The organism is Aestuariibacter salexigens DSM 15300 (assembly GCF_000429145.1).
In the GTDB taxonomy this organism is placed as follows: Bacteria; Pseudomonadota; Gammaproteobacteria; order Enterobacterales; family Alteromonadaceae; genus Aestuariibacter; species Aestuariibacter salexigens.
In genome coordinates this window covers 410599-426357 of sequence record NZ_AUBH01000001.1, presented here as the reverse complement: position 1 = coordinate 426357, position 15759 = coordinate 410599, and the positions used below count along the sequence as shown (strand labels likewise).

Sequence of the window (15759 nt, the reverse complement as noted above, 5' to 3'; positions counted from 1 at the left end):
TTTAATTGTTTCGCAGAAATTTTCACTTCGCATTGCAAAATGCGAATTGGATGTGAAAACATGCCCATATTTATCCTCTATCCATCTGTTTTAATTATATTTTTTAATCGGCATATGATTTGCAATTCTTAACATACTAATTTCCTACACGTACGAGATTATTCACTATGCCAATAAATAGAGATAGACAGGCGATATGTGATTCAAACCCACTCACACTGTTGATCGTTGACGACGAACCAATGATTGTACAAGCACTTATGCGCTGTTTTAGAACAGAAGATATCTGTATTTTTACGGCAAGTAATGGTGTGGAAGCTCTCCAGTATTTAAAACAACACACTGTAGATATGCTTTTAACCGATATCAAAATGCCGGCAATGGACGGTTTACAATTGCTCACAGTCGTTGCCAGAGATTATCCGTCAGTATACCGAATGGTGTTGACCGGATTTGCCGATACAGAAATGTTAAAGCGCGCAATTAATTCAGGAAGCGTCAATCACTTTATTGAAAAACCGTGGCATAAAAGTGTCGTCATCCGCGCTATTCAGGACGCTAAACAGCTCATTGCAGTAAGTAAATTTGAGCGCGAATCCAATACAGTACTGCAGCAATCGAATCAGCAACAACGTCGCCGCATAAGGTCGCTAAACACCCAGTTAATGAATTACCAGAAGCAAATCAAATACGCTGCAAGGTCCATTAAGTCCGTTAATAACCAATACTTGAATACACTGCTTCAGCTTACAAAGATGAGCCCTCATTCAGACACAGCCGTTACAAATAAAATCAGTGAACTTGTTCCAAAAGTCGGCAAACTGATCGCCATACCAAATGCACAACTAGAGCAGGCTGCTCTGGCCGGCAGACTCTGCCAAATTGGCATGTTGGGTAATCAATACAAATTGTCCAAACCAATTTTTGACTTCACTACGCATGAAAAAGACATGTACCTTGACCAGGTAAACCATGCATCAGTGCTTCTATCTCAAAATGAGTCTATGAAAGCTGTGCATGATGCTGTCACTCAACAGTTTGAGCAGGTCGACGGCAAGGGCTATCCATCCAAGTTGCAGAGTGACAAGATTTGTATCTCTGCTAAATTGCTGTCGGTTTGTCGGGATGCAGTGCTTTTGTCTTGCGGAAAAATGACAGGCACCCCCCTAGGTGAAAAAGACGTGTTAACGCATTTAGAACGTTACATCAATATCAAATATTGCCCGTCTATACTGAAAGCACTACACCAATTACCCACGTTCTTCGTTGGAGATAAAACTGTGCGACACGTCAGCGTAGAAGAGTTGTGCGCGGGAATGTGCTTGTCTAACGATCTAGTTTTAGAAGATGGAAGGCTGTTATACCGTAAAGGCATGCAGCTATCAGAAAAGCAAATAGTGCGTCTTAACCTGCTTAACAAAGACACAGAATTACCGTTCAGCCTTGAAGTGTGTGACGGCTAAATTGGCTTAAAACTCAACGTGAAAGTCGTCCCCTTGTTTGGCGTTGATGTAACGGTGATATCAGCACTATGCGCTTCTAAAATGGCATAAGAGACCGATAATCCCAAACCCGTTCCCTGCCCCACGGGTTTCGTCGTGTAAAAAGGCGTAAAAAGTTTGTCCAACACCTGCGAATCCATTCCACAGCCCGTATCCTTGACTATCACTTTAACGCAAAGGTCTTCATTAAATGCTCGTACAGATAGCACGCCGCCTTCAGGCATAGCATGTATTGCGTTTATAAAAAGGTTGATAAATACCTGCTGAAGCTGACCTGCATCACCTTGAATCAACGCTAACTGATCATCAAGGTCAACGTTTACTTCATATTTATATTTAAGCTCATTCCATACTACCTTGAGTGATTGCTCAATCACCGCGCCAATTGCAACAGGTGCATACCTTGCTTCTCCAGAATGAGAAAACGTTTTTAATGCTTTAACAATATCGGCTACACGTTCTACTCCATGTAAATTGGTAGTAACGATATCAGCAAGATCTTTGCAAATAAAATCAAAGTCTGCGGTTTTCAATGTTTTTTCGAGTACCTCTGCAGGTATCACTTCTCCGCTTTGAATAGCCTTCAAGTCACTCTGCAATGAACGTAAATCACTTGCATAGTCTTGTAGTACCTGCAAGTTCGACCTGATGTAGCCAAGGGGGTTGTTAATTTCATGCGCAACTCCTGCCGCCAATTGGCCAAACGACGCCATTTTTTCCGATTGTATGAGCTGCGCCTGAGCATTTTTTAACTCCAGTAATGCCTGCTCAAGCTCAAGCGTGCGATCACGCATTTGTTGTTCATTTATTCTGCGTCTAATACCACTAATGAGATGGCCTTTCGCTGTATCAAGTACGAATAAGCTTTCTTCATCCACTACTTCCTGCTGGCTAACGAATATGAATACACAGCGCTTTCCTTCCGATAGATCAACACTCATGCGCAAACACCATTGCGTTTCGTTATTAGCTAATTCATCAAGTTCAGAAAGTATCCATTTATCATCAATAGTATCGTCTCTGAGAATCTCATTAATGAGCTTCTCTGACAGTAAGGGGGATGCGACCCATTGTTGGTTACGGCTCCATATCTCATGATTTGGCGTTGCAATACATACGCCGTCCTCGACAATGAAGTGACTGCCGTACTCGGCATCGATAAATGCAGAAATCGAAGATACCGCTTGCTTAAGTATCTCATCAAGGGAGTTTTCAGACGCGATTTGCTGCGAAAAAGAATGTAAGAAATCCAATTCGTCAGATTTCTTTTGAGCTTCTTCTAGCGAGGTTTTTAGTTCACTGTTCGCTTTGAATATTTTCCAGGAGAAATCACCTAACTGTTGCTCAGCCGTTTCCCGAGCGGTTTTCTCGCGAATGATTTTTCTTTCAAGCAAGGCAATCCGCTGCGTCAGTTTATCGGTGTCTGAATTCATAACCTATCCAATTGTAAAACACAGCGCTCGTGTCCTTCGTGCTCGCATTCAATTTGTCTGACTGAAATGTTTTCATTCAAATGTTTCGCCAGCGCCTCGATCAGGCCTTCACAAAAATAACAGAGCTGCCTTGGCGAACGGTACACCATCTTCATATGGGTCTCGCTATGCTCTAAAAATTCAAATGAAGGCAACACAGCGTCCTGATGAATTTTCAATACCTCGACATGGACAATATTCTCGACAGCTTCAAGAAAGCTAAACGTCGTTGTGTAACCGGATATATCATGAGGCGTCATTTTTAAGAGCTCAGCGAATAGCCATTGTCCAAACGCGCGCTGAGCGGCTACCATTTCCAAGCCCTGCTTTTCGCATAAGCTGGTAACGAGTTGAAAGAACTCATTATCATCATAAAGCGCATTAGCAGTATACGCTCCGCCGCTTTTAGGATTACACTCAAGTAAAAGTTCATCCCACAGTTCTTCACTCCACGTCTGCTCAACAAACATCTCAAGCTTTTGGAAAATTATGCCTTTCATGTTATTCGCGTCTCTATCTGGTGGGTTGTTAGCAAAGGCGTGTTTACAGTTTATGCATTAACTCGCCATTTTTGTGTTCCATTTTGTGATTTTATTGACAAAAGCGATATGCGAGCTGGCGTTTTTAATACGCAAGCAATGAAGCGCACAAACCACAAAAAACATAGCACGACGAATACCTGCAGATTTTCCGTATGACAATGATTTATAGCACGCAGTCAAAGACGCTTTGCTTTTCCACCGCCTCCTCTTTACCAATGACCATTGATTAGTGCCCGTACTCGCTAGCGAGCATGGTATATGACCTGGATACGCCTGCCAGGGAGTCGCTAAAGCTTCTGGATAGTGTTTATCTAACCAGCTTAAGTAAAACTTGTGGCGGCGCAGTTCATCCATGGGCACATTGAGTGTATGGCGAAGCACTTTCCAGCTGTAAAAAGGCACGCAAAATTCCATCTGATACTCGTCAACCTTTTCGTAAGGAATGGCAAGATGGTGGTGCTGATCATTGTGTAACAGAAATAAATAATATGCTTGCTGCAGTGGTATTCCATCAAATTCCGCCAAAGAACGGACAATGTTCTGCTTAAGTCGGGCTTGATAATAGCTTGCGTTCTTCATTAATGAGCGAGGTACTTGCGCATACTGCTGCGCGATGAATGCCTCTGCCAGCCTGTTTTTGTCTTGTGTGCAAGCGGCTTTGTATACATCGTCCCCACAATAAACAAAGCCAACGCCAACGCTACCGCCATTACCGGACCAGGCCAATTGCGGACGTGACACCTTGTCGAATTGCGGATGCATTTGTTCTCGCCAATATTTACCCAGGCGAATCTCAACACTCGATGCTTGTGTATCATCAACGGTAACCTCTGAGAAATGTACTGGCTGACTCGCCGCAAATTCTCTCGCATAGATAAGATCTTGCGTATCTGCCTGAGAAAAATTAACAGCGGACACCTCTTTTTGCTGCCTGACTAGTTCACAGGTTATTAATCGAGAATCCAACCCACCAGACAGGGTTGTAAGCACATGACTATCTGACCCTGCGTATTTTTCACACGCTTGTCGAAAGTCACTGTTGATACTGTCAACCGCGTGCTCTGTATCTACCGGCTCACCAATCAGGTTCATCCAGTCAAAATACTTAACAAGCTGGATTTGACTTGACGTTGAAACTGAAAGAGCAGTGCCGGGTCTGGCACACTTGACCTCCATGTAAGGCGTATGATCAAGCAAATAATACCCTAGCGTGGCGTATTCAATCACTGCGTCCTTATTTACAGTGAGGTTTATACCAAGCTGTGCGAATACCGATAGCGTTGTACTAAATACTATCGCATCATCAAATTGTGCATAGTAAAACGGACGCAACCCCAGTGCATCGGTTATCAGTGAAAGGGTTCTGTTGTGTTTTTGATAATGTACACAGCAAAACGCTCCCTCAGCATGTCTAAATCCCGCGTATGCCGTTCGCCGGGATGTCAGTAGTGTTTCTAGATCATTTTGCCGATTCTCAGTAATCAGTGGATGCCCAACCAGTGAGCCCACGTGAAGCACACCATCTGTCCATGCAGGCTGGCCATATTCATTAAAATCTACTTGGTAGAGACAGAGGTTTTCATCTTCAAACGTATTTTTTACAGATGCATGATGCGCTGACCACATACTTCTCATTCGTTCTAAAAGTGAGTTCCGTTCAGGAGAAAGCGCGTTGCTGCTGTATATTCCGAAAAATCGACTCATATCGTTGCCTTAGTAGTTCCTGTAGCAACATCTATTCAAGGAGCGGACCAGATTCTTTTATGAGGGTGTAGAAAATCACGTCCCCCTTTTTCTGACGGGACATTCAGAGGATAATTGCACGTTATGACGGACGCATATGAGATTCGTGCAACAGGATATTCTTGCAAAATGCAATGACTAAAGTATGGACGCTTTCAGATCAGTCTTGCGACCATTTAAACAGCGCTGCATCAAGTGCTTTAGCGCTTAATGGTTTGGTCAGAAAATCATTCATGCCTACTTCAAGACAGGTATTGCGATCATCAATAGTGGCATTCGCGGTCAGTGCAATAATCGGGAGCTGCTGCGGTGAGAACGATTCCCTGATTTTTCGCGTAGCACCAACACCGTCAAGTTTCGGCATCATCATATCCATTAGTACGATGTCAAAATCCTGTTTATGAGAAGCCTCAACCGCTGCCTCACCGTCTCCCACCACCAATACATGATGTCCGCGCTTTCGCAGCATAGTCTGAAGCAATAACTGATTGGCTGGATGATCCTCAGCAATAAGCACAACTAAGGGACGGATATTCAGCCCCTGTAAATCACTAACGCTGTCACTCTGAGACTCATCTACTCGCTCAAATGGTATGTAGAAACTAAACGACGTCCCCTGACCCAGTTTGCTGGAAAAACGAATATCACCTCCCATCAACTGCACCAATCGCTGACTGATACTCAGTCCCAATCCCGCCCCTTCACCTCGTTTTGATGAGTCGATATCGAATTTCTCAAACGGTTTAAAGACCTTGCCAAGATAATCGGGATTGATACCCATGCCTGTGTCTTTCACATGGAATGTAAGGGTGTTATTGCGAAGCTCGACGCTCACCGTCACCTTACCTTTGACAGTAAACTTGATGGCATTACTGAGTAAGTTAAATAACACCTGAGACGTTCTGAAAGGATCGATGCACACAACATCAGGCACATCAGATGGCAATATCACCTCGAGTGCCAATCCCTTCGACTCCGCCTGTTTTCTAAATTGCTGAATCACGTCGTTCAGCAGTTTTTTGACCTTTGTCGGCTGTTCAATAATTTCAAGGTTGTTGGCATCAATATACGACCAGTCAAGCAAATCTGAAATAATGGAAAGTAATAACGTTGCGCTGGTTTCAGACGAAACCAGCATGGCTCGTTGTTCGGCGTCAAGTTTGGTTTGCTGCAACAATTCAATATTACCCAGCATGACATTAAGCGGCGTTCTCAATTCATGAGACATCATTGCAATAAACTGAGCTTTCGCAGCATTGGCACGCTCTGCTGCTTCTTTTGCGGAGGTAATTGCTTGCTCGTTTTGTTTGCGGTAGGTAATGTCTCTGGCAGTGCCTACGTAACCGGTAAACACACCATTGACGTCAAATGTTGGTTCACCACTTATTGACAGCCAGGATGTGTAATCTCTGCCAGTGTCCGCTTCAAACTCAAAGTCTTTAAAAGGTTGATGACGGTTTGTCGTATGTAGAAAGAAATGCCACTTTTTTTGTTGTTGTAGTTCTGACTTGGCACGCAAGTCTAAAAATGACCTCCCTTCCAATACTCGATAGTTTGCACCAGATGATTTTTTTGAGGACGCTTCAAGCTGGTAATTCATGTGTTCATCTGTTTTCCAAAACCAGTCCGTGGATAACTCTGCATACGCTTTGAAGCGCTCCTCACTTTCCCTAAGTGCACGAGTCTGCTTTTCTACCTGTCGAGTGGTATTGATAAAATAATCAGCCTGCAGCAATGCATTGGCAAACAGTGGACTGAGATGTTCAGCTAAGCGCGCATCATGGTCTGAAAAAGGCTTTCCACTTTGTCTGACAAACATAAATACCGCTTGTCGCTGATGATTTTTCACACCGCAAAGCAGGATATGTTTGGTTGACTGAACGACAGGTGCAGACTGGATGTTTAAAAACAGTGCCTGCTGGGCATCATTGAACATGCATGTCTTGCCGTCATATGCATTGAGAAACGCTTCTTTTAGCGGCCATGATGTGTGCGAAAAAGCGGGCTCAGTAGCAATCAGCGTGTTGAGTAAAGGCCATTGCTCTTGCTTGGTGAGTATTACCAAATGATCAAACACAAGCCCATATTTGCGAAGATGCGTACATAAACAATCTAAAAGGGATTGCTCATCTGCAGATTCAGCTAACGTTTGAAAGGCATTGAGGATGACACTTTCGGACAAAAAACTCTCTCCAGATACAACAAATTAAAGCCTGTACCGACTATGGTGTTTTGCCTTGCAAAAAGCAAAAGTCATTTTTATGTAACACACAAAAGAATCACATTTCTATATTTTTCAACAAGTTAAAAAACAAAAATATTGGCATTCAGCTTGAAGAGTAACCATTACCAGCAGTTTGGTAAAGGTGAATCATGATGAAAATAGTCTGTATTGGTGGTGGAAAAGGTTTAGCGTCTGCTATTAAGGCATGGCAGCAGCTAAATATTAATATCACAGCTATCGTTGCGACCACAGATAATGGCGGCTGTAGCGGCAGGCTACGTGACGCGGGCAGTCCGGTTCCGTGGGGTGATTTACGTAAGGCGGTCTTTGCCATGGCATCAAATAATCATTTGGTGGATACCATGACACACAGATATGCATCACTTGGTGGACTAAATGGACACTGCCTTGGGAATCTTGTACTGGAAGCATGTTTTCAACAAAGCGGCAGTGTCATTGCTGCGATTAACATGTTCGCCAAACAGCTAGGCGTGAACGGCCACGTGTTACCGATGAGTGAACAGACTGTTGATCTGGAAGCGATAACGATAAGCGGATGTCGCGTTGTTGGGGAGAAAGATATTGATGGGCTTTCAACCATGCCCGCTACATTACAGCTAAGTAAGCATATTTCCGTTCCCCAAAGTTGTATCAAAGCCATTTTGCAGGCAGACATGATTTGCATCGGTCCGGGCAGTCTGCTTACGAGCGTCATGCCGGTATTGCTTGCACCGCAGATAAAGCGTGCCTTAAGACAATCCTCAGCATTTAAGCTATTTGTGCATAATATTGAACGGGAGTGCGGACCAGCGGGTAAATTGAACCCAAATCAGACAGTCGAGTGGTTAACCAGACAACTTGGTGAAAACCTGTTTTCTGGGCAACTGACCAGAACTCACTTATTGGTGGGTGCGATTTCAAGAAGATTACCTGCAGCGCTTCAGTCCCTTCCCGACCCAGTGAACAAGCGTCATGATTCTACTTCATTGGCAAACGCATTTGCATTCATCTCGATGCAGCAAAATGACTGCTTCCGACAACAACAAAGTGATTCGTCCTCAGTTTTTAGAACGATATTCAGCGAACGTCTCTCGCAGTGCACTTTCAAGGCAGGCTATGTGTAGTTCTACATCAGCTAAGTTGCTACATCTGGCTGCCGCTTCTAGCTCTGCCGCGAGTGCAGCGAGTCGTACCGCTCCATATGTTTTTGCGCCACTTTTTATGCTGTGCAATAAGCGCGTACACGCTTCAACATCCTGTTTCTGTAAACAAAGCGGTAATTCTTCAAACAATGTCGCTGATTCATTCAAAAATAAGTCGAGTAAAGTGGACAGCACGTCCTCTCCGACTTCATTACTGATTGCTTGCAATGTGTCGACATCTTTAATCGCATACTGCTGGGGAGAATAATCAATCATGACAAAACGCATTTTCCTGATACTTGATTCACGTGAATATGCTGGCATAGAGTCACACGTATTTCACCTTTCCAGACTCATCCAGTCAAACGGATGTCTTGCGGTCGTTGTGTTCCTGAACGACTACGGCCGACATCCGCTTGAAGAAAAGCTTCGCAGCGCAGCTGTACCCTATCGAAAGTTAGACGGTAGCATAAGTGCACTGGTTAAACTGATTAAAACAACGAATAAGCAGGATACTTTCCATACTCATGGCTACAAAGCTGGCATCCTGATTCGGCTCCTATCTGTCATTTATGGTCTGCATGTGGTGTCAACCTATCATTGCGGGGATCGGGGTACTGGTAAACTCGCCTTATACACCTGGCTTGATAAAATCACGCAGTGGCTATCAACCAATATTGCGGTTTCCCGTGAAATACAGCAGTGGCTGGGTAAAAAGGCCTATGTAATGGATAACTTTATCAGCCCTGAGCCAATGCTAAATAAGCGGCCATCGCAAACTACAAATATTGCATTTGTGGGTCGCTTATCGCACGAAAAAGGACCTGATATTTTCACTGAAGTCGCGCGACGATTTTTGTCTCACTACGACCTTTCTTTCTCAGTTTATGGAGACGGGCCTCTACTCAAATCACTTCAGAATACTGCGACGCAAAATGTCAGCTTTAAAGGATTTTGTTCTGACATGCGGGCGCAATGGAAAAATATCGATGTACTGCTTATCAGTTCCAGACAAGAGGGGATGCCAATGGTTGCAATTGAAGCGATGATGCGGGGCATCCCGGTTGTTGCAGCACCATGCGGATCATTGCCTGCACTGTTAGATAACGATAAACGAGGGTGGTTAGCTAACTCATCTAGTGTTGAGGATTTGCAGGCCACACTTCTGCTATATATGTTGAGCACGTCAGAGCAACGACAGAAAACTATTTACAGAGCTCACCACTATGTCACCGAATATTGTTCAGGCCGCGAGCAATGGCAGATATTCAAGCGTCTTTATGGTCTTAGTAACGAGGCTATTGCCTGTCCCAGTCTTTCATTTTCCGGTAAATAGTAGAGGGGTTGATATCAAGGGCCGCTGCGGCCTTTGATATGTTTCCCGCACACGCTTTAATTGCAGATTCAATGTAGTGTTTTTCCACTAACCACATGGGTTGAATATCGTCTGCATTTCTTACAACAAACTCTGCTTGATCAGCGGCGGGAACAGGAGTCTGCTGCACTAGCGACGCGTCACGATTTATAGCTGACGGTTGCGCTGATGCTTGTGAAGAGATGGCTGTAGTCTTTAAAGAGCCTCCGTCTTTTTCTCGTAATGGAGGAAACATGTAACCGTCTATCACAGCGTCGTTGTTCATCACAACAACGTTACGAATAGTGTTTTCTAACTGTCTGACATTACCGGGCCAGGTGTAATTCTGGATTAACGATTCTGCTGCGCTGGTCAGCTTTTTGAACGTCTTTCCCTCCTCTTTTGCGATCCGTGAAAAAATGGCGTTTGCAATGGCGATGACATCGGTATCACGCTGCCTCAGAGGAGGTAAATGAATCGGTACTACATGTAGACGGTAATATAAATCTTCTCTGAAATTTCCTTTTTGCACTTCCTCCCACGGGTCACGATTGGTAGCACAAACGAAACGCACATCGACTTGCTCCAATTTCTCCGCGCCTACTTTTTGATACGTACCGGTCTGAATAAACCGTAATAATTTACTTTGCAGATTAAGATCCATCTCGCATATTTCATCAAAAAACAATGTGCCGCCATCAGCCTGGCCTGCCGCACCCTCACGATTCGCCGTTGCCCCGGTAAATGCACCTTTGACATGACCAAATATTTCACTTTCAATCAAGTCCTTGGGAATGGCTGCACAATTCAGCGCAACAAAATTGTTATTTTTTCTATCACTGCATTTGTGAAGCGCTTCGGCACATAACTCCTTACCCGTGCCACTTTCTCCGGTGATAAAGACGCTGGCTTTACTGCTAGCAGCATTACGAATGATTTGATATACCGCTTGCATAGCAGGCGATCCACCAACCATTCCGCAGAACCCGTTATCGGACTGCGTTGATGAATAATCTTCTACTTTCTTTTCTAGGCGCTTCAGCTTTAATGCATTATTGACGGTGACCCGCAGCCTATCCGCCTCAAGGGGTTTTTCAACAAAGTCCGCAGCGCCCAACTGCATCGATTGAACAATCAGTTCCTTGGTACCGTGAGCAGTCATAACAATAACGGGAGGTTTATTGGTGTTTTCGTTTATCCATTCAAGCACTTCCATGCCGTTGGCATCAGGCAGCATGACGTCTAGCAATACTAAATCGAAGGAGTGTTGCGCAAATGCATGTTTGGCAGCCTTAGCAGACCCCGCAATATGTGATTCGGCCCCCGTTAGAATCAGATAATTTTGGTAAAGGATGGCAAGAGACTCTGTATCTTCTATGATGAGAATTTTGGCAGCCATCGGGACTCCTTCAGCGAATACGTGGTGCGATACCAAATCAACGAGCTAGCAGAGTCTTACATCAATATAATCAGACTAGCGTCATCAATTTCTTTGCTTAACAGAGGTAAGCTATTACGCCATAAGCAATTTATCAACTGATTATCTACATCATGCGTTTTTTCTTGCTGACGCACGTGTTGGCATGACTCACAGGTACTGAGGTGGTTAATCAGGTTTTCCGCGCCCGTATTATGTCTCGAGTGATTTTCGAACATACCATCGGTATACAGCAGCAATCGGTGTTGTGCATCGAGAGCAATGGACTGATTATCGTACTGCTGCGCGTCTACTAAACCGGGGAGTGGCTGCACCTCGTGTTGGTGACACCATAATTGTTCAGTGCCGATTAACATCGGTGGAGGATGTCCCGCAGCGGTCCACTCGATATGACGGTCTGTGATTTTACAAATAACTGATGGATAGACCTGACTTTCGTCTAGTAATCCATCAAAAACCGCTTGAGAAAAGGTATTCATTAATGTGGCGGGGGTATGGGGAGCAGAGGCAAGAAGCCCGGTAAAGAATCCAATTAGTTTTTGTCTATGAATAGCGGCTTGATGCCCGTGCCCCATCAAATCTATGAGGATTAAAAAATGTGATTCCGCAGCGCGGAGTGTTATCAACAAGTCACCGCTCTGTTCAATGTTTACCGAGCCTCTCTTTATGCAAGTTACCTCGCCAAAACACTCTGTCTCGTTAACCTGTTCGATAGCGGATGAATTCTTTGCCATGTTTGTGTTACTCAATACCATCGCCAGGACTCGCTGAAGTTCAGCTTTTGAAGTAGGTTTACTCAGCATTGCGTCTATACCCATTAGATTTGCTTCGCGCGCCTGCTCGCTGTCAATTTCTCCGGTTATCACAATAATTTTCGTGTTGTGTAACTTCTCATGCTGGCGGAGCTTGTCTATGAGCCTGTCGCCTGACAAATCTGGCATATGAATATCAACAATAACGATATCAGGAGGCTCGTGCATTAAGGCAGTGAGGGCTTGCAATGGGCTAGTGAACGTGATCACGTCAAAACCATCGTTGAGGTAAGCATTCAACAATGCCAGCGATGATGGCGAATCATCAACAATCATCACAGACGGCTTTCTTGTTGACGCTTTCAGACAGAGCTCAAATGTATTAATGCCCCCCTCGCTTTGATAAAGAAAGTCTGGATAGAGTGTTTGGATAAGGCCGAGCCCCATGCCCCCTTCGCGTAATGTGTTGTTTTCAGACTCGGTATGACAAATATGATCTTCTTTGCTTCGCATTTTATGCAGCGCATGATTGCACGCCGTTTTGTCCTGCAAACGTAATGTCAGTATGTCGCCGTTTCTTCTGACATCAAAAAGCAAAGGCTCTCCATCACCCTGTGCGTGCCTGAGTAAATTGGTCAAATACTCAGTAAACACTAATCCAGCGCTATCAATTTGCATGGTGTCGACTGACTGTTCTCTCAGGACATGAAACAGGTTCATGCGAAAACTGGTTAACGCTTGCCACTGTAAGGTAAATGACTGACTATACAGGCGCACTTTACGCTCCTATAGGTTTAAACAACCAGCTCTGCGCTAACACCCATTTCTCAAGCTTCTTCTTGATAAAGACCGGAAGCCAGTGGGTCTTTGTAATTTTCCTCAACAGCTGTGGGCCCAGCGGCGGAAGCTTGAGCTGGGACATGACCACGTTAATATTGTTGAACCCTTCCTCCTGCAACTTTTGGTTGGCAGACACCAGTGCGTCCTCGGTTGTTTCACCCGCAGAGACAACCAACACGGTCATTTGTGCCGCCTGCGCAAATACGCGGCTGGGGATATTGTGTTGATTGACTCTAAGTAGTGGCGACAAATCCACTAGAATGAAATCAAATTCCTGACGCCAACGCGCAAATGCGTCAGCCACAATCAGTGCATCCCTCGCAGAATCATGCCCGCTCAGCTCCGTCACGCTTAAAAAATAGATGCCTGACTGCTCGATGATACTTAACTGTGAACTGATCGTGTCAAAACGCCATTTTGTATCATCCGGAAACGATAAAGACAGTTGTTCCGACAATGGGTGATACTGATTTAAATCAAGTACCAACACGCGTGCTGATGTTTTTTTCAATCGCTGCGCCATTGACATGGTCAGGCTGCTTACCCCGGTGCCTCCCTCTGGAGACATAAAGCAAATGCACTTTGCCTCGCAGCTCGAGGTGGTTTGCACAATCGAATCGAGTTCCTGGTAAAAATCTGGAATAAGTTTCATGTTTACAACCCCGCTACGATGGCCACTACAGCTAACACGTCCAGCGTATCCTTCCAGAACTTGCTAAACTTATCAGACGATTCCCCAGGCACGTAAACCGTATCACCGGGTCGAAGTACGGGAATGCGATAGGTATCAGGATGGCGCATAAACTCTTCAAGGTCGAAGGTTCTGGCCTGTTCTTCGCAACACGAGTGATTGACCACCACAATTTTGTCAATCAGTGCCGAGTCTGTTGGACCTCCAGCTTCCGCTATCAAGTCTAACAGTGTCATAGTATCGTCAAATGTATAGCGACCTGGCTGCTGTACTGCCCCCATTAATCGCACGACATCTTCTTTTTTGTGACTCAGCCATTCTTTATTACGTTCTGGGATAAAGACAGTATCTCCGGGCTTAATAGCTGGGAAAAGCGTTTCGTCACCGGTTTCAAAATAGAGTGCCAGATCGACCTTGCTCACGCGCGCACGATTGCTGTCGCGATGTGTTACGCGAATATTGCGGATGTCTGCTCTATCATTTGGCCCGTCAGCGGCAGCAAGAATGTCCAGAAAATGAAATTTGGGGTCAAACGCATACCGACCCGGCGCCCCGACCTGCCCCATGATGTAAATTGATTGGTCTGGACTTTGTCTTACCCACTGTGATTTGTTGTCTTTGGGATCCTGTGGTAGCTCTTCTACCAAAATAGTATCGCCAGCCTGAACATCGGGTAATGTTGCGAACTCACCCTGCAGTTGAGCGAACTCATCCAGACTAAACCTAAACGCTTGCTGTCCCTCACGGATAACCTTTATATCATTGACGTTGGCACCTTTAGTAGGCCCCCCTGCATGCGCAAGTAAGTCCATTAAGTCCATTTCATCACTCCATTCGTATCGCCCTGGTTGATGCACTGCACCAATGACTTTGACAGCACGATTAGGTGATACCTTTAACCAGCTCTTCTCATTAATATCGGTTTTCTCGGGCACGAAAATCACATCACCTGGAACCACTTCAGGAATGTCTATGGTGCTACCGCCCTCACTAAACAGTGCCAGGTCGAATAAGGTCGTATCACCATTCTGTTTCAAAATTTTAATTTGACGGGTTTCTGCAAAACGGGTCGGTCCGCCTGCATTTGCCAGAATGTTCATAAAGCCCGCTTGTTCGGTCGTTTCATATGCCCCAGGCGCTTGCACCTCTCCCATCACATATACCGTTCTGGCAGTGGTATTAACGTCTTCAACCATAATGGGAACGTAAATTGTCGAACCACCTTGAATCGCGGGCAGTAGGTCGGCGTTACCACTATCAAGATATTGCTTTAAATCGAATACTGACGGCTTATTTTCATTGATGATACGAATGCGTGTTACATCCGCGTATCGTGTGACGCCATCTGCACGCATCAACGCATCAATAATGCTCATATCTGGCTTGTAAGAGAATGTACCAGGGTTATGCAATTCACCTATTAGCGTGATGGCCACCGCACTGTCTGCCGCATCGCCTGATGAACTCAGTGTCTGAGCGTCAAATTCCACCTGTACATTGCCGATCAATGGCGACGCAGGAACAAAAATAATGTCACCACTTTTTAATGTCGGCAGAATGCTGATATCCCCGGAATCCAGATACGCTTTGTAGTCAAACTCCTGCAAGTTGCCTGCTCGACGTAATTGCATTTTGTTTAATTGCGCGCCGGGCTTAAGACCACCTGCGGCATTAATGATCATTTGTACGTTGCCATAATCCGGAATGGCGTAGCGGTCAGGCGTGTTAACGTATCCAAGAATCGTAATGCTGATATCTTTGGCATAAAACTCAACATAGAAGCCATCCAGATCAACAAACACCTGAGAAAGAGACAGTTTGATGAGCTGTTCAGCCTCTTTAAGACCCTGCCCAGCTACATGGACATGACCTACTTCAGGCAGTGCCACTGTTCCTTTTTCAGATACCACAAAGGGTTCTTCGAAACCTGGTTCACCCGGCATATAGAGAAATAATTTATTCCCTATCTCTACGTTTTCATTAACGCTTTGCGCCCAACCAGACGCACAAACAAGGGACAGAAAAATAATGAAGGATTTCAATAGGTAATGCATAACAT

12 protein-coding genes are annotated in these 15759 nt (G+C 44.9%); 3 read left to right on the top strand and 9 right to left on the bottom strand.

Annotated features, from left to right (window positions below):
* Positions 1 to 167 precede the first annotated feature (167 nt).
* Positions 168 to 1463: a response regulator gene (locus G441_RS0101970; RefSeq protein WP_026374796.1), complete on the top strand. Its 1296-nt coding sequence runs from the start codon at positions 168 to 170 to the stop codon at positions 1461 to 1463.
* Here G441_RS0101970 and G441_RS0101965 read toward each other — a convergent pair.
* The 4 genes from G441_RS0101965 to G441_RS0101950 form a co-directional block, all read right to left on the bottom strand.
* Positions 1460 to 2896 carry a sensor histidine kinase gene (locus G441_RS0101965; protein WP_169726034.1) on the bottom strand — a complete coding sequence of 479 codons (1437 nt, stop codon included), beginning with the start codon at positions 2894 to 2896 and terminating at the stop codon, positions 1460 to 1462. The genes G441_RS0101970 and G441_RS0101965 overlap by 4 nt on opposite strands.
* Before the next feature lie 35 nt (positions 2897 to 2931).
* Positions 2932 to 3474, bottom strand: a complete 543-nt coding sequence (locus tag G441_RS0101960; RefSeq protein ID WP_026374794.1) for a heme NO-binding domain-containing protein — start codon at positions 3472 to 3474, stop codon at positions 2932 to 2934.
* Between the two features lie 57 nt (positions 3475 to 3531).
* A complete protein-coding gene (locus G441_RS17700; protein WP_051275265.1) occupies positions 3532 to 5142 on the bottom strand; it encodes an asparagine synthase-related protein in 1611 nt (536 codons plus the stop codon).
* A gap of 277 nt (positions 5143 to 5419) precedes the next feature.
* A complete protein-coding gene (locus G441_RS0101950; RefSeq protein ID WP_026374793.1) occupies positions 5420 to 7441 on the bottom strand; it encodes a response regulator in 2022 nt (673 codons plus the stop codon).
* Between the two features lie 191 nt (positions 7442 to 7632).
* On the opposite strand from G441_RS0101950, the gene G441_RS17695 reads away from it, so the two are divergent.
* A complete protein-coding gene (locus tag G441_RS17695) occupies positions 7633 to 8607 on the top strand; it encodes a gluconeogenesis factor YvcK family protein (protein ID WP_051275264.1) in 975 nt (324 codons plus the stop codon).
* Here the strand turns inward: G441_RS17695 and G441_RS19465 are convergent.
* Positions 8542 to 8901, bottom strand: coding sequence for an Hpt domain-containing protein (locus G441_RS19465; protein ID WP_169726033.1), 360 nt, complete (start codon positions 8899 to 8901; stop codon positions 8542 to 8544). The genes G441_RS17695 and G441_RS19465 overlap by 66 nt on opposite strands.
* Here G441_RS19465 and G441_RS17690 point away from each other — a divergent pair.
* Positions 8900 to 9961: a glycosyltransferase family 4 protein gene (locus G441_RS17690; RefSeq protein WP_051275263.1), complete on the top strand. Its 1062-nt coding sequence runs from the start codon at positions 8900 to 8902 to the stop codon at positions 9959 to 9961. The genes G441_RS19465 and G441_RS17690 overlap by 2 nt on opposite strands.
* Here G441_RS17690 and G441_RS0101930 read toward each other — a convergent pair.
* The 4 genes from G441_RS0101930 to G441_RS0101915 are packed head-to-tail and all read right to left on the bottom strand — an operon-like array spanning position 9924 to position 15754.
* Positions 9924 to 11378 (bottom strand): sigma-54-dependent transcriptional regulator, encoded by a 1455-nt coding sequence (locus G441_RS0101930; protein ID WP_026374791.1) that lies wholly within the window; start codon positions 11376 to 11378, stop codon positions 9924 to 9926. The genes G441_RS17690 and G441_RS0101930 overlap by 38 nt on opposite strands.
* 56 nt (positions 11379 to 11434) lie before the next feature.
* Positions 11435 to 12946 carry a response regulator gene (locus G441_RS0101925; protein WP_026374790.1) on the bottom strand — a complete coding sequence of 504 codons (1512 nt, stop codon included), beginning with the start codon at positions 12944 to 12946 and terminating at the stop codon, positions 11435 to 11437.
* A gap of 1 nt (position 12947) precedes the next feature.
* The gene (locus tag G441_RS0101920) at positions 12948 to 13661 is read right to left on the bottom strand and encodes a tyrosine-protein kinase family protein (protein WP_026374789.1); all 714 of its coding nucleotides are present in this window, start codon (positions 13659 to 13661) and stop codon (positions 12948 to 12950) included.
* A gap of 2 nt (positions 13662 to 13663) precedes the next feature.
* Positions 13664 to 15754 carry a polysaccharide biosynthesis/export family protein gene (locus G441_RS0101915; RefSeq protein WP_026374788.1) on the bottom strand — a complete coding sequence of 697 codons (2091 nt, stop codon included), beginning with the start codon at positions 15752 to 15754 and terminating at the stop codon, positions 13664 to 13666.
* Positions 15755 to 15759: the final 5 nt, after the last annotated feature.